The organism is Citrobacter sp. CK191, from assembly GCF_030333435.1.
Lineage (GTDB): Bacteria > Pseudomonadota > Gammaproteobacteria > Enterobacterales > Enterobacteriaceae > Citrobacter_B > Citrobacter_B koseri.
Map to the genome: position 1 here is coordinate 42,432 of NZ_JAOWFX010000032.1, position 22,078 is coordinate 64,509.

At 54.3% G+C, this 22,078-nt stretch carries 24 protein-coding genes; 13 read left to right on the forward strand and 11 right to left on the reverse strand.

Going from position 1 to position 22,078, the window contains the following annotated elements; translation table 11 throughout:
- Nucleotides 1-44 precede the first annotated feature (44 nt).
- The 4 genes from hslV to rraA all read left to right on the forward strand — a co-directional run bounded on the left by hslV (nt 45) and on the right by rraA (nt 3,490).
- The gene (gene hslV / locus OGV82_RS16900; RefSeq protein ID WP_012133860.1) at nt 45-575 is read left to right on the forward strand and encodes an ATP-dependent protease subunit HslV; all 531 of its coding nucleotides are present in this window, start codon (nt 45-47) and stop codon (nt 573-575) included.
- A gap of 9 nt (nt 576-584) precedes the next feature.
- A complete protein-coding gene (hslU, locus tag OGV82_RS16905) occupies nt 585-1,916 on the forward strand; it encodes an ATP-dependent protease ATPase subunit HslU (protein ID WP_012133861.1) in 1,332 nt (443 codons plus the stop codon).
- 66 nt (nt 1,917-1,982) lie between these two features.
- Complete coding sequence (gene menA / locus OGV82_RS16910; RefSeq protein ID WP_047459819.1) at nt 1,983-2,912, forward strand: 1,4-dihydroxy-2-naphthoate polyprenyltransferase; 930 nt, start codon at nt 1,983-1,985, stop codon at nt 2,910-2,912.
- 92 nt (nt 2,913-3,004) lie between these two features.
- Complete coding sequence (rraA, locus tag OGV82_RS16915; protein ID WP_012133864.1) at nt 3,005-3,490, forward strand: ribonuclease E activity regulator RraA; 486 nt, start codon at nt 3,005-3,007, stop codon at nt 3,488-3,490.
- A gap of 165 nt (nt 3,491-3,655) precedes the next feature.
- On the opposite strand, the gene zapB is transcribed toward rraA, so the two are convergent.
- Nucleotides 3,656-3,901 (reverse strand): septal ring assembly protein ZapB, encoded by a 246-nt coding sequence (gene zapB, locus OGV82_RS16920; RefSeq protein ID WP_012133867.1) that lies wholly within the window; start codon nt 3,899-3,901, stop codon nt 3,656-3,658.
- A gap of 390 nt (nt 3,902-4,291) precedes the next feature.
- Here zapB and OGV82_RS16925 point away from each other — a divergent pair, with 390 nt between their 5' ends.
- Together OGV82_RS16925 and glpK are read left to right on the forward strand one after the other, a co-directional pair.
- Complete coding sequence (locus OGV82_RS16925) at nt 4,292-5,137, forward strand: MIP/aquaporin family protein (protein ID WP_012133869.1); 846 nt, start codon at nt 4,292-4,294, stop codon at nt 5,135-5,137.
- A 23-nt stretch (nt 5,138-5,160) separates the two neighbouring features.
- A complete protein-coding gene (gene glpK / locus OGV82_RS16930; RefSeq protein WP_012133870.1) occupies nt 5,161-6,669 on the forward strand; it encodes a glycerol kinase GlpK in 1,509 nt (502 codons plus the stop codon).
- Nucleotides 6,670-6,786: 117 nt separating this feature from the next.
- On the opposite strand, the gene OGV82_RS16935 is transcribed toward glpK, so the two are convergent.
- Both OGV82_RS16935 and OGV82_RS16940 read right to left on the reverse strand, forming a co-directional pair.
- Nucleotides 6,787-7,206 carry a helix-turn-helix domain-containing protein gene (locus tag OGV82_RS16935; protein WP_047459823.1) on the reverse strand — a complete coding sequence of 140 codons (420 nt, stop codon included), beginning with the start codon at nt 7,204-7,206 and terminating at the stop codon, nt 6,787-6,789.
- Entirely contained in the window at nt 7,206-7,514 is a 309-nt protein-coding gene (locus OGV82_RS16940; protein ID WP_047459826.1) for a type II toxin-antitoxin system HigB family toxin, read from the reverse strand. Before OGV82_RS16940 ends, OGV82_RS16935 begins: the two co-directional genes overlap by 1 nt.
- Before the next feature lie 140 nt (nt 7,515-7,654).
- On the opposite strand from OGV82_RS16940, the gene glpX reads away from it, so the two are divergent.
- Both glpX and fpr read left to right on the forward strand, forming a co-directional pair.
- Complete coding sequence (gene glpX / locus OGV82_RS16945; RefSeq protein ID WP_012133873.1) at nt 7,655-8,665, forward strand: class II fructose-bisphosphatase; 1,011 nt, start codon at nt 7,655-7,657, stop codon at nt 8,663-8,665.
- Nucleotides 8,666-8,760: 95 nt separating this feature from the next.
- Nucleotides 8,761-9,507: a ferredoxin--NADP(+) reductase gene (fpr, locus tag OGV82_RS16950; protein WP_012133874.1), complete on the forward strand. Its 747-nt coding sequence runs from the start codon at nt 8,761-8,763 to the stop codon at nt 9,505-9,507.
- A 75-nt stretch (nt 9,508-9,582) separates the two neighbouring features.
- Here fpr and OGV82_RS16955 read toward each other — a convergent pair whose 3' ends face one another.
- Nucleotides 9,583-10,029, reverse strand: coding sequence for a DUF805 domain-containing protein (locus tag OGV82_RS16955; protein WP_047459829.1), 447 nt, complete (start codon nt 10,027-10,029; stop codon nt 9,583-9,585).
- Nucleotides 10,030-10,129: 100 nt separating this feature from the next.
- Between OGV82_RS16955 and OGV82_RS16960 the strand changes: the two genes are divergently transcribed.
- The gene (locus OGV82_RS16960) at nt 10,130-10,726 is read left to right on the forward strand and encodes a YiiQ family protein (RefSeq protein WP_047459831.1); all 597 of its coding nucleotides are present in this window, start codon (nt 10,130-10,132) and stop codon (nt 10,724-10,726) included.
- A gap of 114 nt (nt 10,727-10,840) precedes the next feature.
- Complete coding sequence (tpiA, locus tag OGV82_RS16965; protein ID WP_024130662.1) at nt 10,841-11,608, forward strand: triose-phosphate isomerase; 768 nt, start codon at nt 10,841-10,843, stop codon at nt 11,606-11,608.
- 83 nt (nt 11,609-11,691) lie between these two features.
- Here tpiA and OGV82_RS16970 read toward each other — a convergent pair whose 3' ends face one another.
- From OGV82_RS16970 to cpxP, 6 genes are all read right to left on the reverse strand, one after another.
- Entirely contained in the window at nt 11,692-12,996 is a 1,305-nt protein-coding gene (locus OGV82_RS16970; protein WP_047459835.1) for an SLC13 family permease, read from the reverse strand.
- A gap of 73 nt (nt 12,997-13,069) precedes the next feature.
- Nucleotides 13,070-13,819 (reverse strand): CDP-diacylglycerol diphosphatase, encoded by a 750-nt coding sequence (locus tag OGV82_RS16975; RefSeq protein ID WP_012133879.1) that lies wholly within the window; start codon nt 13,817-13,819, stop codon nt 13,070-13,072.
- 103 nt (nt 13,820-13,922) lie between these two features.
- Nucleotides 13,923-14,912, reverse strand: a complete 990-nt coding sequence (sbp, locus tag OGV82_RS16980; protein ID WP_012133881.1) for a sulfate/thiosulfate ABC transporter substrate-binding protein Sbp — start codon at nt 14,910-14,912, stop codon at nt 13,923-13,925.
- Nucleotides 14,913-15,119: 207 nt separating this feature from the next.
- The gene (pfkA, locus tag OGV82_RS16985; RefSeq protein ID WP_012133883.1) at nt 15,120-16,082 is read right to left on the reverse strand and encodes a 6-phosphofructokinase; all 963 of its coding nucleotides are present in this window, start codon (nt 16,080-16,082) and stop codon (nt 15,120-15,122) included.
- A 190-nt stretch (nt 16,083-16,272) separates the two neighbouring features.
- Nucleotides 16,273-17,175 (reverse strand): CDF family cation-efflux transporter FieF, encoded by a 903-nt coding sequence (gene fieF / locus OGV82_RS16990; RefSeq protein WP_012133884.1) that lies wholly within the window; start codon nt 17,173-17,175, stop codon nt 16,273-16,275.
- 148 nt (nt 17,176-17,323) lie between these two features.
- Nucleotides 17,324-17,824 carry a cell-envelope stress modulator CpxP gene (gene cpxP / locus OGV82_RS16995; RefSeq protein WP_012133885.1) on the reverse strand — a complete coding sequence of 167 codons (501 nt, stop codon included), beginning with the start codon at nt 17,822-17,824 and terminating at the stop codon, nt 17,324-17,326.
- A 150-nt stretch (nt 17,825-17,974) separates the two neighbouring features.
- Here cpxP and cpxR point away from each other — a divergent pair, with 150 nt between their 5' ends.
- Complete coding sequence (gene cpxR, locus OGV82_RS17000; RefSeq protein ID WP_012133886.1) at nt 17,975-18,673, forward strand: envelope stress response regulator transcription factor CpxR; 699 nt, start codon at nt 17,975-17,977, stop codon at nt 18,671-18,673.
- Nucleotides 18,670-20,043, forward strand: coding sequence for an envelope stress sensor histidine kinase CpxA (gene cpxA / locus OGV82_RS17005; protein WP_012133887.1), 1,374 nt, complete (start codon nt 18,670-18,672; stop codon nt 20,041-20,043). The genes cpxR and cpxA overlap by 4 nt, the downstream gene beginning before the upstream one ends.
- A gap of 268 nt (nt 20,044-20,311) precedes the next feature.
- On the opposite strand, the gene yiiM is transcribed toward cpxA, so the two are convergent.
- A complete protein-coding gene (gene yiiM / locus OGV82_RS17010; RefSeq protein ID WP_047459839.1) occupies nt 20,312-20,983 on the reverse strand; it encodes a 6-hydroxyaminopurine reductase in 672 nt (223 codons plus the stop codon).
- A 153-nt stretch (nt 20,984-21,136) separates the two neighbouring features.
- Between yiiM and OGV82_RS17015 the strand changes: the two genes are divergently transcribed.
- Nucleotides 21,137-22,027 carry a dihydrodipicolinate synthase family protein gene (locus OGV82_RS17015; protein WP_286462744.1) on the forward strand — a complete coding sequence of 297 codons (891 nt, stop codon included), beginning with the start codon at nt 21,137-21,139 and terminating at the stop codon, nt 22,025-22,027.
- The last annotated feature ends 51 nt before the right edge of the window (nt 22,028-22,078 follow it).

A 22,078-nucleotide genomic window follows, 5' to 3' on the forward strand; every position in this document is an offset into this window, starting at 1 on the left:
CGTGCGGGGCCTGTATTCTGCATTTGTAACCAAGGGGTCTGCTCGTGACAACAATAGTAAGCGTACGCCGTAACGGCCATGTGGTAATCGCCGGTGATGGTCAGGCCACACTGGGCAATACCGTAATGAAAGGCAACGTGAAGAAAGTTCGCCGTCTGTACAACGATAAAGTCATTGCGGGCTTTGCAGGGGGAACGGCAGACGCATTCACGCTGTTCGAACTGTTTGAGCGTAAACTGGAAATGCATCAGGGCCACCTGGTCAAAGCCGCCGTTGAACTGGCAAAAGACTGGCGTACCGACCGCATGCTACGCAAGCTCGAAGCGCTGCTGGCCGTCGCAGATGAAACCGCTTCACTGATCATCACGGGTAATGGCGATGTCATACAGCCGGAAAATGATCTGATTGCTATCGGCTCCGGTGGTCCCTACGCCCAGGCTGCGGCACGCGCACTGTTAGAAAATACCGAACTGGGCGCCCGCGAAATTGCTGAAAAGGCGTTGGATATTGCAGGCGATATCTGCATTTACACCAACCACTTCCACACCATTGAAGAATTACCGTCTAAAGCGTAAGGATCTCCCATGTCTGAAATGACCCCACGCGAAATCGTCAGCGAACTGAACAAGCACATCATTGGCCAGGACAACGCCAAGCGTTCCGTGGCGATTGCTCTGCGTAACCGCTGGCGCCGCATGCAGCTCAACGAAGAGCTGCGCCATGAAGTGACGCCAAAAAATATTCTGATGATCGGCCCGACCGGCGTAGGTAAAACCGAAATCGCGCGTCGCCTGGCAAAACTGGCCAACGCGCCGTTCATCAAAGTTGAAGCGACAAAATTCACCGAAGTCGGTTATGTGGGTAAAGAAGTGGATTCCATTATCCGCGACCTGACCGACTCCGCGATCAAGATGGTGCGCGTTCAGTCTATTGAGAAAAACCGCTACCGCGCAGAAGAAATGGCGGAAGAGCGTATTCTCGACGCGCTGATCCCTCCAGCGAAAAATAACTGGGGTCAGGCTGAGCAACAGCAAGAGCCGTCCGCCGCGCGCCAGGCATTCCGCAAAAAACTGCGTGAAGGCCAACTCGACGATAAAGAAATTGAGATCAATCTCGCAGCCGCACCGATGGGCGTTGAAATTATGGCGCCTCCGGGAATGGAAGAGATGACCAGCCAGTTGCAGTCCATGTTCCAGAACCTGGGCGGCCAGAAACAAAAACCGCGTAAGCTGAAAATCAAAGACGCGATGAAGCTGCTGATTGAAGAAGAAGCGGCCAAACTGGTAAACCCGGAAGAGCTGAAACAGGAAGCTATCGACGCCGTTGAACAGCACGGAATCGTGTTTATCGACGAAATCGACAAAATCTGTAAACGCGGCGAATCCTCTGGCCCGGACGTTTCCCGCGAAGGCGTACAGCGCGACCTGCTGCCGCTGGTAGAAGGCTGCACCGTCTCTACCAAGCACGGTATGGTGAAAACCGACCACATCCTGTTTATCGCCTCCGGCGCGTTCCAGGTGGCGAAACCGTCTGATCTGATCCCCGAGTTGCAGGGGCGTCTGCCGATTCGCGTTGAGCTGAAAGCGCTGACGACGGAAGATTTCGAACGCATTCTCACCGAGCCGAACGCGTCCGTTACCGTTCAGTACAAAGCGCTGATGGCGACCGAAGGCGTGGACATCGAGTTTACCGAGTCCGGCATCAAACGCATTGCCGAAGCGGCATGGCAGGTAAACGAAACCACCGAAAACATCGGTGCGCGTCGTCTGCATACCGTTCTGGAACGTCTGATGGAAGATATCTCCTATGATGCCAGCGATCTGAATGGTCAGAGCATAACAATTGATGCGGAATATGTGAGCAAACATCTGGATGCGCTGGTCGCAGATGAAGATCTGAGTCGTTTTATCCTATAATCGCGTTCAATGCATTTTCATCACTGTTGATGGGGCTGAAAAGCCCCATTTTTATTGGCGCTAAATATGACTGAACAACAACAAATTAGCCGCTCCCAGGCCTGGCTGGAAAGTTTACGACCGAAAACGCTGCCGCTCGCGTTTGCGGCAATCATCGTCGGTACAGCGCTGGCATGGTGGCAAGGGTACTTCGATCCCCTGGTTGCGCTGCTGGCGTTAATCACCGCCGGGCTGCTGCAAATTTTATCGAACCTTGCCAACGATTATGGCGACGCCGTCAAAGGCAGTGATAAGCCTGACCGCATCGGGCCGCTGCGCGGGATGCAAAAAGGGGTGATCACCCGGCAGGAGATGAAGCGGGCGCTGATCATTACCGTGGCGCTGATTTGCCTCTCCGGTCTGGCGCTGGTGGCTGTCGCATGTCATACGCTGGCGGATTTTGTCGGATTCCTGGTGCTGGGCGGCCTGTCGATTATCGCCGCGATTACCTACACCGTCGGGAACCGTCCTTACGGCTATATTGGTCTGGGCGATATTTCCGTGCTGGTGTTCTTCGGCTGGCTCAGCGTAATGGGCAGTTGGTATCTACAGGCGCATACGCTCATTCCTGCGCTTATCTTACCTGCTACCGCCTGCGGACTGCTGGCGACCGCCGTGCTCAACATCAACAATCTGCGCGATATCAACAGCGATAAAGAAAACGGTAAAAACACGCTGGTGGTACGTTTAGGCGCGGTTAACGCACGTCGTTATCACGCCTGCCTGTTGATGGGTTCACTGGTCTGCCTGGCGCTGTTTAACCTGATTTCACTGCAAAGCCTGTGGGGATGGCTGTTCATCCTGGCCGCACCGTTACTGATTAAACAGGCGCGTTATGTGATGCGTGAAATGGAACCCGCTGCGATGCGCCCGATGCTGGAACGCACCGTTAAAGCCGCGCTGTTAACTAACCTGCTGTTTGTCGTCGGGATTTTCTTAAGCCAGTGGGCGGTTTAACTGACAAATATCAATGAACAATTGATGATTTTGCAAACAGTACGCATAGCGCGATATACTAAAAATTCTCGCAGCAACTGAACGTTAAGCCTATGAAATACGATACTTCCGAGCTTTGTGACATCTACCAGGAAGATGTCAACGTCGTGGAACCACTGTTCTCTAACTTTGGAGGGCGGTCGTCGTTTGGCGGACAAATCATCACGGTAAAATGTTTCGAGGACAACGGGTTGCTCTACGATCTGCTCGAACAGAATGGCCGTGGTCGCATTCTGCTGGTCGATGGCGGTGGTTCTGTCCGTCGCGCGCTGGTCGACGCCGAACTGGCGCGTCTGGCTACGCAGAATGAATGGGAAGGGCTGGTCATCTACGGCGCGGTGCGTCAGGTAGACGACCTGGAAGAGCTGGATATCGGCATCCAGGCGCTTGCCGCGATTCCGGTAGGTGCCGCAGGTGAAGGAATCGGGGAAAGCGACGTCCGCGTCAATTTTGGCGGCGTGACCTTCTTCTCCGGCGATCATCTCTACGCCGACAATACCGGGATAATCCTCTCCGAAGACCCGCTTGATATCGAGTGATCAAAAAAGGCACCGTAAGGTGCCTTTTTTATTGCGTTGCCGCTCATAAACGATGCCGACTGTAGGCCTGATAAGCGTAGCGCCATCAGGCGATATTGCAGTGCCGGATGGCGGCTTACGCCTTATCCGGCCTACAACGCTGAGCACAGCCAACACCGCTACGGCTCAGACTTCTTCCATACGACCCAGCAGCGCCTGCAAACGATCCTGCCACCCGCTCTGCTGTTCTTTCAGATGGTTGTTCTCACGCTCCAGCTCTTCACGCTGATGCTGAGCAGACTGTACATCCTGCGCCAGGCTGTTGTTCTTTTCTTTCAGCTCTTCGATTTCCATCTGCAAAAGCGTAATGGTATCAATCGCCTGCTGTACTTTTGCTTCCAGTTTCTCAAACACTTCTAATGACATGGCCATACCTCTCCTGAATTGCAAGGCGACGCTTCACGTAAACGCGCACAATATATAGTGCCGATTGTATGAAGCCGCGCCATCCCTGTCCAGCGACATACCGCGTAGATTGCGGTTTGCAACACTTTTCATCCTTGTCCTGGTGACATAACTCACATAACTCTAAAGTGTTAACATATTGGTTAATGAAATGATTCAGCTCACACTCCTGGTTTGTCGTAAAACGCGCTTCATGGCGCGATAACGCTCATTTTATTGACGCAGTACACACATTTTGATTTCGATATTTCTCGTTTTTGCTCGTTAACGATAAATTAACAGTATGCCTACAGGCATCGAAGGCGTCAGTGACCTCTTCGCAAACAATAAACATTAAACTCTCTTCAGGATCCGATTATGAGTCAAACATCAACCTTAAAAGGCCAGTGCATTGCTGAATTTCTCGGTACTGGGTTGTTGATTTTCTTCGGTGTGGGTTGTGTCGCTGCTCTTAAAGTAGCAGGTGCTACTTTCGGTCAGTGGGAAATCAGTATCATCTGGGGTCTGGGGGTGGCGATGGCTATCTACCTGACAGCAGGTGTCTCCGGCGCACATTTAAATCCAGCCGTAACAATCGCACTGTGGCTGTTTGCCTGTTTCGACAAACGCAAAGTTGTTCCTTTTATCATTTCTCAAGTTGCCGGCGCGTTTTGCGCAGCGGCATTAGTTTACGGGCTTTACTACAATCTTTTCGCTGATTTTGAACAAACGCACCACATCGTCCGTGGCAGTATCGAAAGTGTTGATCTGGCTGGCACTTTCTCAACATATCCAAATCCACATATCAATTTTGTGCAAGCCTTCGCGGTTGAGATGGTAATTACCGCTATTCTGATGGGGCTTATTCTGGCGCTGACCGATGATGGTAACGGCGTGCCGCGCGGCCCACTGGCTCCTCTACTCATTGGTTTACTGATCGCAGTAATTGGCGCCTCTATGGGGCCGCTGACCGGGTTTGCGATGAACCCGGCGCGTGACTTCGGCCCGAAACTGTTCGCCTGGCTCGCTGGCTGGGGGAACGTTGCCTTGACTGGCGGTAAGGATATTCCTTACTTCCTGGTGCCGATGTTCGGCCCGATTGCGGGCGCCATTCTGGGCGCATTCGCCTATCGTAAACTGATTGGCCGCCATTTGCCGTGTGATACTTGCGTGGTTGAAGAGAAGGACACCACCACTACCGCACAACAAAAAGCTTCGCTGTAATGTGACTACGGGACAAAAAAATTATGACTGAGAAAAAATATATCGTTGCGCTCGACCAGGGCACCACCAGCTCCCGCGCCGTCGTGATGGATCACGATGCGAATATCGTTAGCGTGTCGCAACGTGAATTTGAGCAAATCTACCCGAAAGCAGGCTGGGTAGAACACGACCCAATGGAAATCTGGGCCACCCAAAGCTCAACGCTGGTTGAAGTGCTGGCGAAAGCAGACATCAGTTCCGATCAGATCGCAGCAATCGGTATTACTAACCAGCGTGAAACCACCATCGTCTGGGAACGTGAAACCGGCAAACCGATTTATAACGCGATTGTCTGGCAGTGCCGCCGTACCGCCGAAATCTGCGAACGCCTGAAGCGTGACGGCATGGAAGATTACATCCGCAACAACACCGGTCTGGTGATTGACCCGTACTTCTCCGGCACCAAAGTGAAGTGGATTCTCGATCACGTAGAAGGCTCCCGTGAGCGCGCACGTCGCGGTGAACTGCTGTTCGGTACGGTGGATACCTGGCTTATCTGGAAAATGACGCAGGGACGCGTACACGTCACGGATTACACCAACGCTTCACGTACCATGCTGTTCAACATCCATACCCTGGACTGGGATGACAAAATGCTGGATGCGCTGGATATCCCGCGCGCCATGCTGCCGGAAGTGCGTCGTTCTTCAGAAGTGTACGGCCAGACGAACATCGGGGGTAAAGGCGGCACGCGTATTCCAATCGCCGGGATCGCCGGTGACCAGCAGGCGGCGCTGTTCGGCCAGCTGTGCGTCAAAGAGGGGATGGCGAAAAACACTTACGGCACCGGCTGCTTTATGCTGATGAACACCGGCGAGAAAGCGGTTAAGTCCGAAAACGGACTTTTGACTACCATCGCCTGCGGCCCGACCGGCGAAGTGAACTACGCGCTGGAAGGGGCGGTGTTTATGGCTGGCGCATCCATTCAGTGGCTGCGTGATGAGATGAAACTCATCAGCGACGCATTCGACTCTGAATATTTCGCCACCAAAGTGAAAGACACCAACGGCGTATACGTTGTTCCGGCCTTTACCGGTCTGGGCGCGCCGTACTGGGACCCGTATGCGCGCGGCGCCATCTTCGGTCTGACCCGTGGCGTAAACTCCAACCACATCATCCGTGCAACGCTGGAATCGATCGCTTACCAGACGCGCGACGTGCTGGAAGCGATGCAGGCAGACTCCGGTATTCGCCTGCACGCCCTGCGCGTTGACGGCGGCGCGGTTGCCAACAACTTCCTGATGCAGTTCCAGTCAGACATTCTTGGTACGCGCGTTGAGCGCCCGGAAGTGCGCGAAGTGACGGCGCTGGGTGCGGCGTATCTGGCAGGTCTGGCGGTGGGTTACTGGCAGAACCTGGATGAGTTGCAGGAAAAAGCGGTCATCGAGCGTGAATTCCGTCCAGGCATCGAAACCACCGAGCGTAACTTCCGTTACAGCGGCTGGAAAAAAGCGGTCAAACGCGCCCTGGCGTGGGAAGACCACGAAGAGTAATACTGACATGCCGGATGGCGGCTTCGCTTATCCGGCCTACAGGTACTTATTATAATTTGATTACCATAGAGTAATACCACTCCAAAAGAGCGGTATTACTCGAATGTAAGACACGGTTTAAAGAAACCACTCTGGCTTCACACCGAAGCGAGCAGAGAGTGCCTTAATGTGAGCGATAGTCAGAGAGCGCTGACCAGATAAGATCTGACTCACCAGCGACTTTGAACCGATCTCCTCTTTCAGGTCTGAGTAGGACAGCTTGTACTGGTCAATCAGAGTACGTAGCAGCGCCACGCCAACCGGCATTTCAACGATATCTTTATTGAACTCAGCGAAACGGTCGCTGTTATCCTCATAGTCAGCAATTTTGCTCGCCAGGAAGTCAATGAGCGGGTTCTCATCGTCGTTCTCGATCAGATAATCCACCAGAGACAGCGCTTCACGGTAATCGCTCTCTGAAGAGCTGCCCCCCAGGAAAGGAACAGCGGCGACGAGTTGTTTGGTTGCTTCAATGGCTTTTGCTGTGTCGGTATTCATTATTTGTTCTCCCTGTAATAGCGGGTCAACTTGTCATATTCAGCGTGGGTGCTGATGTGCTTCACATAGAAGCGTTTATTCACAAAATTGATGTAGGCGATAACCCTCAAGTTGTTGCCTCCCACATCCAGAACCCACCATTTGTTCCGGTACTTAAAATTGTCCAGGCTCGGTATCAGAGTTCTCATCTCAGTCGGAGAAGAGAAGTCAGTTTCACGCATTAAGCGATACAGCGCCCGTATGGCTAACGAATCGTTGGGATATCGCTTTGCCGCTTCCTCAAAAGGTTCTTTTGAAATGACGTGCATCTTGCGTTCGTTCCATCCGTTTACATTATGTGAACACCATAGCATGGTATTTTACTGTTTACAATATGTGAACACTTCCTTCAGATTGCCCCCTCCCCTGTGCTACACTTCGCGCCATTCCTTTCTGCTACGAGTTTGCTATGAGACGAGAACTTGCCATCGAATTTTCCCGCGTAACGGAAGCGGCGGCGCTGGCTGGCTATAAATGGCTGGGACGCGGCGACAAAAATACCGCTGACGGCGCGGCGGTAAACGCCATGCGTATTATGCTCAACCAGGTCAATATTGACGGCACCATTGTCATCGGCGAAGGCGAGATTGATGAAGCGCCCATGCTGTTTATCGGTGAGAAAGTCGGCACCGGCCGTGGCGATGCGGTAGATATCGCCGTCGACCCTATCGAAGGCACCCGTATGACGGCGATGGGCCAGGCGAACGCGCTGGCAGTTCTGGCGGTCGGCGACAAAGGCTGTTTCCTCAACGCGCCGGATATGTACATGGAAAAACTGATCGTCGGGCCGGGCGCTAAAGGATCTATCGACCTGAATCTGCCGCTGGCGGACAACCTGCGTAACATCGCAGCCGCCCTCAGCAAACCGCTCAGCGAACTGACGGTTACGATTCTGGCCAAACCGCGTCATGACGCGGTGATTGCAGAGATGCAGCAGCTTGGCGTGCGCGTATTCGCTATTCCTGATGGCGACGTGGCGGCCTCTATTCTGACCTGTATGCCAGACAGTGAAGTGGATGTGCTGTACGGCATTGGCGGCGCGCCGGAAGGCGTTGTCTCCGCAGCGGTGATTCGTGCGCTGGATGGCGACATGCAGGGCCGTCTGCTGGCGCGTCACGACGTCAAAGGCGACAGCGAAGAGAACCGCCGCATTGGCGAGCAGGAGCTGGCACGCTGTAAAGCTATGGGCATTGACGCCGGTAAAGCGCTGCGTCTGGACGAAATGGCGCGCAGCGATAACGTCATCTTCTCCGCCACCGGGATCACCAAAGGCGATCTGCTGGAGGGGATTAGCCGCAAAGGCAATATTGCTACCACCGAAACGCTGCTGATTCGCGGCAAATCGCGCACTATCCGCCGTATTCAGTCCATCCACTATCTGGATCGCAAAGACCCGGATGTGCAGGCGCATATCCTGTAACTGATTTGTTCGATTGAGCCTTCCGGCCCTTCGGGGCTGGAAATCTTTCGTTCAACGAACGAAGATAAGGGTATTGCAGCAGACAGGAGAAGATCATGGCAGATTGGGTAACAGGAAAAGTCACGAAGGTACAGTACTGGACCGACGCCCTGTTTAGTCTGACCGTTCACGCCCCCGTTCATCCCTTCACCGCAGGCCAGTTTACCAAACTCGGACTGGAGATCGATGGCGAACGCGTACAACGCGCCTATTCCTATGTGAATGCGCCCGATAATCCCGATTTAGAGTTTTACCTGGTAACGGTTCCCGAAGGCAAACTCAGCCCACGTCTGGCGGCGCTTAAACCTGGCGATGAAGTACAGGTGGTGAGTGAAGCGGCGGGGTTCTTTGTTCTGGATGAAGTGCCTGACTGCGACACCCTGTGGATGCTGGCGACCGGAACGGCCATTGGCCCTTATTTGTCGATTCTGCAACTCGGTAAAGACCTGGAGCGCTTTAACAACCTGGTACTGGTGCATGCCGCGCGTTACGCCGCTGATTTAAGTTACCTGCCGTTAATGCTGGAATTGCAAAAGCGCTACGAAGGCAAGCTGCGCATTCAAACTGTCGTCAGTCGGGAAACCATCGCAGGCTCGCTTACCGGGCGCGTCCCCGCGCTGATTGAAAGCGGCGCACTGGAAGCGGCGGTCGGTTTACCGATGGACACCGAGACCAGCCATGTGATGCTGTGCGGAAATCCGCAGATGGTGCGCGATACGCAGCAGCTGCTGAAGGAGACCCGGCACATGACCAAACACCTGCGTCGTCGTCCTGGGCACATGACCGCTGAGCACTACTGGTAAGCACGGTTGCAGGCCCGGTAAGCGCCAGCGCCACCGGGCGCTCTGCCGGATAGCGGCATAAATGCCTTATCCGGCCTACGGTTTATCGCCTGCCTGAGGCTCTGCTTTAAACTTCACATCCTGCGTTTCTTTGCCGAACTTATTCTCGCCCTGAGTGCCGACAAACGCCCCCAGATCGATAAACATCATGACCAGAATGAGCGTCGGGACAAAGCGCCCCACGACCCACTGCCACATTCCCGGCAACATCATCCAATTTCCGGCCAGCAGCATCCACGCCAGAATCATCAATAACGCCCACAGACCGGAGCGCCCCCGGTCATGCAGACGCTTAACCGTGACCGCCGCCGTGGGCCAGAGCAGACACACCAGACAAAATGCCGCCGTCTGGATATCGAGTAAATTCTTGCTCGCCAGCGAAAACAGCACCAGCATGCCGACAAACCAGAGACCGAGCCAGATCCAGAAATCACGGCGTCCAATACGCCCTTTAAATGAGAATAACCACTGCTGTATGGTCATGTAAGTTCCTTTATTATTGCCTTCGCTGTCAGTTTACCCTTTTGACAAGCCCGACAGTTATCGTTTTAATCGTGAGCAGTCCTAACGAAAGGTAAGATTGATGAAGCCAGGGTGTACACTGTTTTTATTATTGTTTTCCGCCATAACTGCGAGCACAACGGTGCTGGCGGAGGCATCGCCGTCTGCGACGACCGCGCCCTACCTGCTGGCTGGCGCGCCGACGTTTGATCTCTCCATCAGCCAGTTTCGCGAAAACTTTAATCAGCAAAATCCCCGGCTTCCACTGAACGAATTTCGTGCTATCGACAGCAGCCGCGACAGGGCGAACCTGACCCGCGCCGCCAGCAAGATCAATGAAAATCTGTACGCCTCAACGGCGCTGGAGCGCGGTACGTTAAAAATCAAAAGCATGCAGATTACCTGGCTTCCCATTCAGGGGCCCGAGCAAAAAGCCGCCAAAGCCAAAGCGCAGGAATACATGGCGGCGGTGATCCGCACCGTCGCCCCGCTTCTGACAAAAGAGCAAAGCCAGCAAAAACTGCAAAAATTACTCACAGCGGGCAAGAATAAGCACTACTACGCCGAAACGGAAGGCGCGATTCGCTATGTTGTCGCAGACAACGGGGAAAAAGGGCTGACCTTCGCTGTTGAACCGATTAAGCTAGCGCTATCGGAGAATCTGGAAGGGCTGAATTAAGTGACAAAAAGCAAAGCCTTTCGAGGGAGGGATCTCTATACTGTTTCACAGACCATGCCGTCCCTGAAGGGCGGCCATCTTCCTTAATTCGCTGACAAAGCGTGGAGAAATGAAATGCGACATCCTTTAGTGATGGGTAACTGGAAACTGAACGGCAGCCGCCACATGGTAAACGAGCTGGTGGCTAACCTGCGTAAAGAACTGGCTGGCGTTGCTGGCTGTGCAGTTGCGATTGCACCGCCGGAAATGTATATCGACATGGCGAAACACGCCGCTGCCGGTAGCCACATCATTCTGGGCGCGCAGAACGTTGACCTGAACCTGTCTGGCGCATTCACCGGTGAAACTTCTGCTGAAATGCTGAAGGATATCGGCGCGCAGTACATCATCATCGGCCACTCTGAGCGTCGTACTTACCACAAAGAGTCTGACGAGCTGATCGCGAAGAAATTCGCCGTGCTGAAAGAGCAGGGTCTGACTCCGGTTCTGTGCATCGGTGAAACCGAAGCAGAAAACGAAGCCGGCAAAACTGAAGAAGTCTGTGCTCGTCAGATCGATGCGGTACTGAAAACTCAGGGCGCTGCGGCGTTTGAAGGCGTGGTTATCGCTTACGAACCTGTATGGGCGATCGGTACTGGCAAATCCGCCACTCCGGCGCAGGCGCAGGCTGTTCACAAATTCATCCGTGACCATATCGCCAAAGCTGACGCGAAAATCGCTGAGCAAGTGATCATCCAGTACGGCGGTTCCGTAAACGCAGCTAACGCGGCAGAACTGTTCGCTCAGCCGGACATCGACGGCGCGCTGGTTGGCGGTGCTTCCCTGAAAGCTGACGCGTTCGCGGTGATCGTTAAAGCAGCGGAAGCGGCTAAACAAGCTTAATGCTGTTGTGGCGGGTGGCGTGTGCGCTTACCCCGCCACATAAAATCACAGGCCCGGTAAGCGTTAACGCCACCGGGCTTTTTTTACAAACGCCCCAGTAAACTAAACCACATGTAATCCAGCGGCAACAGCACCAGATACGTTGCCAGCGCCAGTGCCAGACACAGCGTCATGCCTGGTTTTGCCGGGACTTTCCCTAATGCCATCGCCACCACAATCGGCGATGCCTGATACGGCAACAGCGGCGTGGAGTACCCCAATACCTGAATCATAATCACCGACAGCAGCGGAAAACCGGTTGCGTCGGAAAAACTCTGCGCCAGCGTGGTATACAGCGCCGGAACGCCGTTCGCCGTCATAATAAAATTCAGCGCGGTGGTAATGCCGGTCAGCGCCAGGAAACTGGTGAAGGGCTTTTCCGGGTCCAGCGGCATGACATGCAACAGCGCCTCGCCCACCGCATTGCCAATGCCGGTTTGCGTCACGGTGATCGCCAGCCCCAGAATGCCTGCCACATAAATACAGGTGCGGATATTCACGCCGCTGGAGAACTCTTCCCCGTTGATAAACCCCACGCGCGGCAACAGCGTGATCACCGCCGCCGCCAGCCCGGTCCACGCCGGGCCAATACCGTGCCAGCTTTCGCTGACCCACATCGCCAGCACCACCGCCAGCATCCACGCCAGCCGTTTCTCCGCACGGCTCATCGGCGCAGGCGGCATCAGGTCGCGAGGCGCATGCGGTTTACCGGGAAACAGCCAACAAATAAGGACGATTAACAGCGCACCTTTCAACCAGCCCAGAACAGGCGTATGCAGCAGAAGATACGGCAGATAGTTCAGGTGGATGCCATACGAACCTTCCGCCGCCCCGCTCATCACCAGGTTAGGTACATTAGCAGGCAGGATGGTCGCGGAGAGCTGGAAGGTTCCAAAGCCCACCGCAAGCGCCAGTCCGTACCAGGCGCGCGTGCCATCGGCAATCCCGGCACGTTTCGCCATCGCCGCGACAATGGGCATCAGCAGCGCGATACGCCCCATATTGGACGGCATCACAAACGCCAGCGCATAACTGAGCAGCACCACGCTTGCCACCATCAGCGGCCATGAGTCAGTCAGTCTGGCGGATAAGGCGCGCGCCGCCCTGTCTGCCAGCCCTGTTTTGCGAATCGCCACCCCCAGCACAAAACCGCTAAAAACCAGCCAGAAAGCCGACGAGGCAAAACCGCCAAAAATGACGTCCGGTGGCGCGATCTTCGCCACCATCGCCACGGTAAAGAACAGCAGCGCGGTAATAAACTCCGGCAACAGCGAGGTTGCCCAGAGCAGAATGGTCACGCCGACCACCAGCGAAGGAATGAACAGAGGGTGTGTAAGCCAGAGCGACATGCCTGTCTCCTGTTGTTTTTTTCAACAAGAATACGGAGACAGGCAGGTGGAGTAAACGCCAGATTAGGTGGGGTTACTGCAAAATCTCACATTGATGATCCTGAATTTCCTCAGCGGAAGCGAGGTTAAACGCCAGCAGGTTGCGCTGCGTCGCCAGCAAAACAAAAGAGTCGTCGCTCTGGCGCACCACCGCCAGTGCATAGCTGCCCATGTGCTCACGCGCATCCGGCACCTCTTCCGCCAGCATCATGAACGGGCTGCGTTGCGCCAGCTCGCTTTCCGTCACCCGACGCGCCAGATATTCATTCCCGCGCAATCCGCCCGGCAGCGGCAGCCAGCGGGTACTCACTTTCGCCAGATTATCATCCAGTTGCGCTCGCACATCAGGGCGCAGGCAGGAGATGTGGATATGAAAGTGGTTTTGCGTCCGCCCGGAGCGTGAGTTAATCGCCAGCGAAATGGCGCTATCTGGAATATCTTTGCCGTACTTTTGGCTCATAAAGCTGCGCGCCTGCCAGGCTAGCCAGAAGAAGTTCGGCGTGTAGGGCTCCACCAGCAGCGGGCTTTCCGTACCGTTGATGCGGTACGTCGGCATCAACAGATACTGCAACGGGCCATTACGATCTTTAAACACGACATACCCGGCATCCGGTTTCACTTCAGCGCATGGCGCAGGATTTTGCTGTTGCAGTTGGTTCGGTACGCATTGTTGCAGAACAATATCCCGCAATGCGTTCGGATTAGCGGCCAGCTTCCAGTAGCCAATGCCCGCGACGGCGGCAACAATCACAACCGCCAGCAAAAAATAACCTGTTTTTTTCATTACTCATTCCCTGTCTCTTATTGACGTGCAAGAGTAACGCAAAATGATGACAAATAAAAAAGCCCGGTCGCACGATGCCACCGGGCTGGAAAAGCAATTTACATTAGCGTTTGCTGATTTGGTCGAACGTACCGCCATTAGAGAAATGCTCTTTCTGCGCTTTCGTCCACCCGCCAAACTCCTCGTCAATGGTGAAGAGTTTCAGCTTCGGAAATGCATTTTCATATTTCTTCGCCACTTCAGGGTCGCGTGGGCGATAGAAGTTTTTCGCCGCAATTTCCTGCCCTTCCGGCGAGTAGAGATACTTCAGATAGGCTTCCGCCACGGCTTGCGTCCCTTTTTTCTCCACGACTTTATCCACCACGGAGACGGTCGGTTCTGCGAGAATCGATTCGCTCGGCGTCACGATTTCAAATTTATCTTTGCCCAGTTCATTCGTCGCCAACAGCGCTTCGTTCTCCCAGGCGATCAGCACGTCGCCAATCCCACGCTCAACAAAGGTGTTGGTTGAACCGCGCGCGCCAGAATCCAGCACTTCCACGTTCTTAAATAACGCTTTTACGAAGTCCTGCGCTTTGGCCTGATCGTTGTTGTTGTGGTGCAGGGCGTATCCCCACGCAGCCAGATAGTTCCAGCGTGCGCCGCCAGAGCTTTTCGGGTTCGGCGTAATCACCGACACGCCCGGTTTTACCAGGTCGTTCCAGTCATGGATTTGCTTCGGATTGCCTTTACGTACCAGGAAGACGATGGTGGACGTGTACGGCGCGGAGTTGTCCGGCAGACGTTTGATCCAGTTTTTGTCGATACGGCCGCGCTCTGCAATGGCATCAACGTCATAAGCCAGCGCCAGCGTCACCACATCAGCCTCAATACCGTTAATGACTGACGTCGCCTGCTTACCGGAACCGCCATGTGACTGACGGATCACCACGTTGTCGCCCGTTTCTTGTTTCCAGTGCGCGCTAAACGCTTTGTTGTACTGATCGTACAGCTCGCGCGTTGGATCGTAAGACACGTTAAGTAACTGAATATCCTTCGCCAGAACGCTGGTCGATGCCAGCAATAATGTTAACCCCACGCCCCATTTATTCATCGCCCAGCTCTCTTATGTAGTGTTGTGATGAGTAAAGCGTGCCAGAAAGGAATCCAAACATTAAAGAATAAAAAAAGATTGGCTATAACTTGAGGGAATAAATGAAGGATATTGCCGGATGCTGGCTAACGCCTTATCCGGCCTACAGGCCGTACTGTTGTAGGCCGGGTAAGGCGAAGCCGCCACCCGGCACAATACACACAACGATCAGTACAGCTTTTTAGCGCAATCCAGCCAGTCACCTTTGAACGGACGCTTCATGTTTTCGATAGCGTCGATGATGTCATGGTGAACCAGTTGTTCGTTCTGGATGCCCACACAACGTCCGCCAAAGCCTTCCAGCAGCAGTTCAATGGCATATGAGCCCATACGGGAAGCCAGAATACGGTCGTAAGGCACCGGAGAGCCGCCACGCTGGATGTGACCCAGTACGGTCGCACGCGTTTCACGGCCAGTCTCTTTCTCGATGTAGTGCGCCAGTTCATCAACGTCACACATATGTTCGGTGATCGCGACAATCGCGTGTTTTTTACCTTTCGCGATGCCCGCTTTGATTTCCGCAACCAGATCGTCACGGCTGAATTCCACTTCCGGCACCACAACAAACTCACAGCCCCCAGCGATAGCCGCCGCCAGGGTCAGGTCGCCGCAGTAACGCCCCATCACTTCAACGATGGAAATACGCTGGTGAGAGGAAGAGGTGTCACGCAGACGGTCAATCGCTTCCACTACCGTACCCAGCGCGGTGAAATAACCGATGGTGTAGTCAGTGCCTTTGATGTCGTTGTCGATCGTGCCCGGCAGACCGATGCACGGGAAGCCCATTTCAGTCAGACGTTTTGCACCCATATAGGAACCGTCACCGCCGATAACAACCAGCGCGTCGATGCCACGTTTTTTCAGGTTTTCGATAGCCACTGCGCGAACATTTTCATCGCGGAATTCCGGGAAGCGCGCGGAGCCGAGGAAAGTACCGCCACGGTTGATCATGTCGGACACGCTGTAACGGTCGAGCTGAACCATACGGTCTTCATACAGACCCAGGTAGCCATCATAAATACCCATTACTTCCAGTCCTTCCGTCAACGCTGCGCGTACAACACCACGGATTGCTGCGTTCATGCCAGGCGCATCACCGCCGCTTGTCAACACACCGATTTTCTTAATCATGACTACCTCTGAACTTTGGAATGCAAAATGAAATCTGTTGCCGGAAGCCGATACTGTTACTGCACATCGGGACGATCCAACGAATATGCAGATAGTATAACAACCGCTTCCTGCTGAATTGATTCAGGTCAGGCCAAACGGCGGTAATTTATACACAAAATGCTGGCCTTGCTCACTTTTTTACAACGAATTACGAAAGCTCAAACCTCTTGCCTTCCCTGGGTACGACTGAACAGGGGTCCTGGTGGATAATGACATCCGAACCCGGAAAACGCCGCAAAATCGCCTGCTCTACCTGTTCAGCCACCAGATGCGCCTGAACGAGCGGCAGATTATCTTCCATTTCCAAATGAATCTGAATAAAGCGGGTCGGCCCTGACTGCCGCGTGCGAAGATCGTGAGCACCGTTGACGCCAGGCCACGATGTCACGATATCAATAATTTCCTGACGTTCCTCATCGGGCAGCGCGCGATCCAGTAACGACTGCACTGCCTCATACCCCATACGTAGTGCGCTGTATAGAATATAGATGCCGATTCCCAACGCAAACAAGGCGTCCGCGCGATGCCAGCCATACCAGGCCAGCCCAAGCGCAACGAGAATCGCTCCGTTCATCATAACATCAGACTGATAATGAAGCATATCTGCCCGTACAGCCTGACTTTGCGTCTTGCGCACAACCCAACGCTGAAACGTGACCAGAATGATCGTACAAACCAGGGCGATAAGCGTCACCACGATCCCGACGCCCGGTTCGTTCATTGGCGTAGGGGTAATCAGATGCTGAATACCGGTCAAAAACAGAAACAGCGCCGAGCCGGAAATAAACATGCTCTGCGCCAGCGCCGCCAGCGACTCCGCTTTGCCGTGTCCAAAGGTGTGTTCATCATCCGCCGGTTGCAGCGAATAGCGCACCACTAACAGGTTAGTCAGCGACGCGGCAATATCCACCAGCGAGTCAACTAACGCAGCCAGAATACTCACCGACCCGGTGTACCACCACGCAAAAATTTTGATCAAAAGTAACAGTGACGCCATCACTGTCGCGGCAATTGCCGCCCGGCTGACCAGTCGCCCATAGGTTTGATTCATAAACACTCCTGCCTTTCCATGCCGGTAGTATAACGGATGGAGTAAAACAGTAAGGCAATAACCGGATGACAAATTTTGGACAAAAAAAACCCCTCCATCATGGAGGGGAAGACAGGGATGGTGTCTATGGCAAGGAAAACAGGGTTTGTTACTGGGAACGTGAGTTGCTACTACTCAATAACTTCAACGAGGAGCCGTTTTGCCATTGCGCCACATCGCGCAGTTGCTCCATTCGTTGTTGATGCTTCTCATTTAAAACCGCTTGCTGCTCCGGCGTTAACAGGCGATACATCTGGTTGCGAACCCTGGCCATTTCGACCTGACGGGCAACCTGTTCTTGCGCCATTTTTTCTGCCTGAGCGCGCACAGCGTTTTCATCAAATTTTTCTGCGATGACAAGGCGATGCATTGTCTCCATTTCGCTAACATTAACAGGAGGCTGTTCGTGTCTTGCCTGCTGCATCAGATCTCGCATCTGTTGACGCTGATGTTCGGTTAAACTTATGCCGTCGAACATATGGCTCTGCGTACTGCGCTGCGTAAGTCCTTCACCTTGATGCCAGTTATCGCCTGTAACGACTTCAGCAGCGTGGCTTAAAGGACTGAGTGCCAGCGTTGAGGCCATGACGGCAGCGGTAACTTTGCGCATCACTTGCTCCCAAAATCTTTTCTGTCGCGATTCAACGAGAGACAGTTTACGATTCGGGCTGCAAACATGCGTCAGGGGGTGTAAAACAACGTAAAGTCATGGATTAGCGACGCCTGATGACGTAATTTCTGCCTCGGAGGTACTTAAACAATGAATAAAATCCTGTTAGTTGATGATGACCGAGAGCTAACTTCCCTGTTAAAGGAGCTGCTCGAAATGGAAGGCTTCAATGTGCTGGTTGCCCATGACGGGGAGCAGGCGCTTGAGCTTCTGGACGACAGCATTGATTTACTTTTGCTCGATGTCATGATGCCGAAGAAAAACGGTATTGATACGTTGAAAGCGCTTCGCCAGACACACCAGACCCCTGTCATTATGCTGACCGCGCGCGGCAGCGAACTGGATCGCGTACTCGGCCTTGAGCTGGGCGCGGATGATTATTTACCTAAACCGTTTAACGACCGTGAACTGGTCGCGCGTATCCGTGCGATTCTGCGCCGCTCGCACTGGAGCGAACAGCAGCAGAACAACGACAACGGCTCGCCGACGCTGGAAGTGGATGCGTTAAGCCTCAATCCGGGTCGCCAGGAGGCCAGCTTCGATGGTCAAACCCTGGAGTTAACCGGCACCGAATTTACCCTGCTCTATCTGCTGGCGCAGCATCTCGGCCAGGTGGTTTCGCGTGAACATTTGAGCCAGGAAGTGCTGGGTAAACGCCTGACGCCGTTCGACCGCGCAATCGACATGCATATCTCCAACCTGCGTCGTAAGCTGCCGGAGCGTAAAGACGGGCATCCGTGGTTTAAAACCCTGCGTGGTCGCGGTTATTTGATGGTTTCCGCTTCATGATAGGCAGTTTAACCGCGCGCATCTTTGCCATCTTCTGGTTGACGCTGGCGCTGGTGCTGATGTTGGTATTGATGTTACCCAAGCTCGACTCACGCCAGATGACCGAGCTACTGGACAGCGAACAGCGCCAGGGGTTGATGATTGAGCAACATGTAGAAGCTGAACTCGCGAACGATCCACCCAACGATTTAATGTGGTGGCGTCGCCTGTTCCGTGCGATCGACAAGTGGGCGCCGCCAGGACAGCGGTTATTGCTTGTGACCACTGAAGGACGCGTGATCGGCGCAGAACGCAGCGAAATGCAGATCATTCGTAACTTTATTGGTCAGGCGGATAACGCCGATCATCCGCAGAAGAAGAAATATGGCCGCGTTGAGATGGTAGGCCCGTTCTCTGTCAGAGACGGGGAAGATAACTACCAGCTTTATCTGATTCGACCGGCCAGCAGTTCCCAATCCGATTTTATTAATCTGCTGTTTGACCGCCCGCTCTTGTTGCTGATCGTCACCATGCTGGTCAGTTCGCCTCTGTTGCTTTGGCTGGCCTGGAGCCTGGCGAAACCGGCGCGTAAGTTGAAAAACGCGGCGGACGAAGTGGCTCAGGGTAATCTGCGACAACATCCAGAACTGGAAGCAGGCCCGCAGGAATTTCTTGCGGCTGGCGCCAGCTTTAACCAGATGGTGACCGCGCTGGAACGTATGATGACCACGCAGCAGCGTCTGCTGTCGGATATCTCGCACGAGCTACGCACTCCGCTTACGCGTCTGCAACTGGGTACCGCGCTGCTGCGTCGTCGTAGCGGCGAGAGTAAAGAGCTGGAGCGCATCGAGACCGAAGCGCAGCGGCTGGACAGCATGATCAACGACCTGCTGGTGATGTCGCGTAATCAACAGAAAAACGCGCTGGTCAGCGAAACGATGAAAGCCAATCATCTGTGGGGAGACGTGCTGGATAACGCCGCCTTCGAAGCCGAGCAGATGGGCAAATCGTTAACGGTGAACTTCCCGCCGGGGCCGTGGCCGTTATACGGCAATCCTAGCACCCTGGAAAGCGCGCTGGAGAACATTGTCCGTAACGCCCTGCGCTATTCGCACACGAAGATTGAAGTCGGCTTCGCGGTGGATAAAGACGGCATTACGATAACGGTTGATGACGATGGCCCGGGCGTTAGCCCTGAAGACCGTGAACAGATCTTCCGCCCGTTTTATCGTACCGATGAAGCGCGCGATCGGGAGTCCGGCGGAACAGGGTTGGGGCTGGCCATCGTTGAGACCGCGATCCAGCAGCATCGCGGTTGGGTGAAAGCCGAAGACAGCCCGCTGGGCGGCTTACGGCTGGTGATCTGGCTGCCGTTGTATAAGCGTTCTTAAGTCTCGCTGTGGTGCCGGATGGCGGCGTGAACGCCTTATCCGGCCTACGGGAAACCGCACGTTGCAGGCTCGATAAGCGTAGCGCCATCGGGCATTACGCCGGATGGCGGCGTGAACGCCTTATCCGGCCTACGAAAAACCGCACGTTGTAGGCCCGATAAGCGCAGCGCCATCGGGCATTACGCCGGATGGCGGCGTAAGCGCCTTATCCGGCCTACAGAAACCGCACGTTGCAGGCCCGATAAGCGCAGCGCCATCGGGCGTTACATCATCCACGTAAACGTCGTGACTGATCTTCAATTTTGCCGCTCAAACGGCGCTTCTGCATCGTTCTGGTCCAGCTTTTCGATAACCCCGCCGCCGACAGCAAACGATGATACTGGTCGTCGTCGAACGGCATATGCCAGGCTATCGCAATCGCCTCCTGTACGCTCACATCGCTGACGCGCGACGCCAGAATCAGCGGCGCATCCGCCGATACCTGCCCCGGCGCGATAACGCTGTACAGCCAGCCGGTTTTCCCGGCGTTCTGCATTTGCGTCGCCATATCGCTAATGCCGAAATGGAAGTTGAGCTTAAAGCACGGCGAACGTGGCTGAGTCACCTGAATCAGCGCCTCTCCCCACTGAAAAATATCGCCGATAAAAACATTTTGCTCAGTCAGACCGTCGGTCGAAAGGTTTTCGCCAAACGCGGGCGCGACAAACAGATCCGCCTGCGCCGGGAATTGACGCGCCCAGTGCAGATAGTGTTCACGGGGATAATGGCACAGCGCGCGATCGGGCCCGCCGTGAATTTTCGTCTCGGCCTGCTCATCACCGGCAAGGCCCAGATCGCTAAGCATCAGCTCGCCATCAACCTGGATTTTCGCAATGGCGCTGGGACGACTTCCCGCATAGTCCTGAATTTTGCCCGTAAACACCTCGACCGGATATCGCATCAGCTTCCCTCTCCCGACAAATAATCCTCATTAGAGCATATTTATTTTGTCTCAGCCGCTCAAAATGAGAGCCGGGTTCACATGATGCGCCAGCAGACGTGCTATCAATTAAAGTGATTTTGAAACGCCATTTCATAATAAGGAGTCAACAACGTGACAGTACAATCGCAGTTTGCTGGCGTCTGGTGTCCTTCCATTACGCCGATGGACAATGACGGAAAAGTCGATCTTAACGGCCTGAGCCAGCATCTCAAACGCCTTACCGAGGCCAACATTGATGTTATTTTGCTGATGGGCAGCATTGGTGAATTTGCGTCTTTCACGCTGGAAGAGCGGCTGATGCTGATCCGCGAGGCCCGCGCGATGAGTTCGCTGAAGATGGTTGCCAATGTCTCCTCCACCTGCACCAGCGACATCCTGCTTATGGCGCAGGAAGCGTACCGCGTCGGGTACGATGCGGTGATGATTCTGCCACCGTATTACTACGGGCAGACGTCGAAGCAGCTTCTGAGCTACTTCCGCCAGCTTGGCAACGCCCTGAGCGGCAAATGGTTCGCCTACAATTTCCCGGCACGCACCGGCTGCGATTTAACGCCGGATCTGGTGGCGACCCTTGCCGCCGAATTCCCGAATTTTGCCGGGATTAAAGATACCGTCGACTGCCAGTCCCATACCCGCAGCATGATTCAGACCACCCGCGCGGTACGCGACGATTTTGCCGTGCTCTCCGGCTATGACGAGTATTACATTCCCAACCTGCTGGCGGGCGGCGCAGGCATTATTTCCGGCTTAAACAACGTGATGCCGGAGCTATTTGTCAGCGCGCGGGAGGCGTTTAAGCAGGGTGATTTGCAAACGTTGCGCGATATCCAGGAGAAAATCAGCACGTTTATGTCCATTTACGCGATTGGCGAGGATTTTGTAACCACGATTAAAACCGTGGTATCGCGTAAGTTCGGCTATTGTACCGGCGTGTCGCGTAATGCGGGAGGAGAACTGAACGAGCACGAGCGCCGCACAATTGATGAGGTGTTTGGCCGTTAATTCTGACCGGAAGCGCCGGATGAGGCATAAGCCGTCATCCGGCAAAACGGG

Bases quoted from the DNA above. Each gene is read 5' to 3' on its own strand.
- fieF (WP_012133884.1), bottom strand. From the start codon at position 17,175: ATGAATCAAACCTATGGGCGACTGGTCAGCCGGGCGGCAATTGCCGCG.
- zapB (WP_012133867.1), bottom strand. From the start codon at position 3,901: ATGGCCATGTCATTAGAAGTGTTTGAGAAACTGGAAGCAAAAGTACAG.
- OGV82_RS16955 (WP_047459829.1), bottom strand. From the start codon at position 10,029: ATGACCATACAGCAGTGGTTATTCTCATTTAAAGGGCGTATTGGACGC.
- tpiA (WP_024130662.1), top strand. From the start codon at position 10,841: ATGCGACATCCTTTAGTGATGGGTAACTGGAAACTGAACGGCAGCCGC.
- rraA (WP_012133864.1), top strand. From the start codon at position 3,005: ATGAAATACGATACTTCCGAGCTTTGTGACATCTACCAGGAAGATGTC.
- glpX (WP_012133873.1), top strand. From the start codon at position 7,655: ATGAGACGAGAACTTGCCATCGAATTTTCCCGCGTAACGGAAGCGGCG.
- cpxR (WP_012133886.1), top strand. From the start codon at position 17,975: ATGAATAAAATCCTGTTAGTTGATGATGACCGAGAGCTAACTTCCCTG.
- pfkA (WP_012133883.1), bottom strand. From the start codon at position 16,082: ATGATTAAGAAAATCGGTGTGTTGACAAGCGGCGGTGATGCGCCTGGC.
- glpK (WP_012133870.1), top strand. From the start codon at position 5,161: ATGACTGAGAAAAAATATATCGTTGCGCTCGACCAGGGCACCACCAGC.
- yiiM (WP_047459839.1), bottom strand. From the start codon at position 20,983: ATGCGATATCCGGTCGAGGTGTTTACGGGCAAAATTCAGGACTATGCG.
- cpxP (WP_012133885.1), bottom strand. From the start codon at position 17,824: ATGCGCAAAGTTACCGCTGCCGTCATGGCCTCAACGCTGGCACTCAGT.
- OGV82_RS16940 (WP_047459826.1), bottom strand. From the start codon at position 7,514: ATGCACGTCATTTCAAAAGAACCTTTTGAGGAAGCGGCAAAGCGATAT.
- sbp (WP_012133881.1), bottom strand. From the start codon at position 14,912: ATGAATAAATGGGGCGTGGGGTTAACATTATTGCTGGCATCGACCAGC.
- OGV82_RS16935 (WP_047459823.1), bottom strand. From the start codon at position 7,206: ATGAATACCGACACAGCAAAAGCCATTGAAGCAACCAAACAACTCGTC.
- OGV82_RS16960 (WP_047459831.1), top strand. From the start codon at position 10,130: ATGAAGCCAGGGTGTACACTGTTTTTATTATTGTTTTCCGCCATAACT.
- OGV82_RS16925 (WP_012133869.1), top strand. From the start codon at position 4,292: ATGAGTCAAACATCAACCTTAAAAGGCCAGTGCATTGCTGAATTTCTC.
- hslU (WP_012133861.1), top strand. From the start codon at position 585: ATGTCTGAAATGACCCCACGCGAAATCGTCAGCGAACTGAACAAGCAC.
- OGV82_RS16970 (WP_047459835.1), bottom strand. From the start codon at position 12,996: ATGTCGCTCTGGCTTACACACCCTCTGTTCATTCCTTCGCTGGTGGTC.
- cpxA (WP_012133887.1), top strand. From the start codon at position 18,670: ATGATAGGCAGTTTAACCGCGCGCATCTTTGCCATCTTCTGGTTGACG.
- menA (WP_047459819.1), top strand. From the start codon at position 1,983: ATGACTGAACAACAACAAATTAGCCGCTCCCAGGCCTGGCTGGAAAGT.
- OGV82_RS16975 (WP_012133879.1), bottom strand. From the start codon at position 13,819: ATGAAAAAAACAGGTTATTTTTTGCTGGCGGTTGTGATTGTTGCCGCC.
- fpr (WP_012133874.1), top strand. From the start codon at position 8,761: ATGGCAGATTGGGTAACAGGAAAAGTCACGAAGGTACAGTACTGGACC.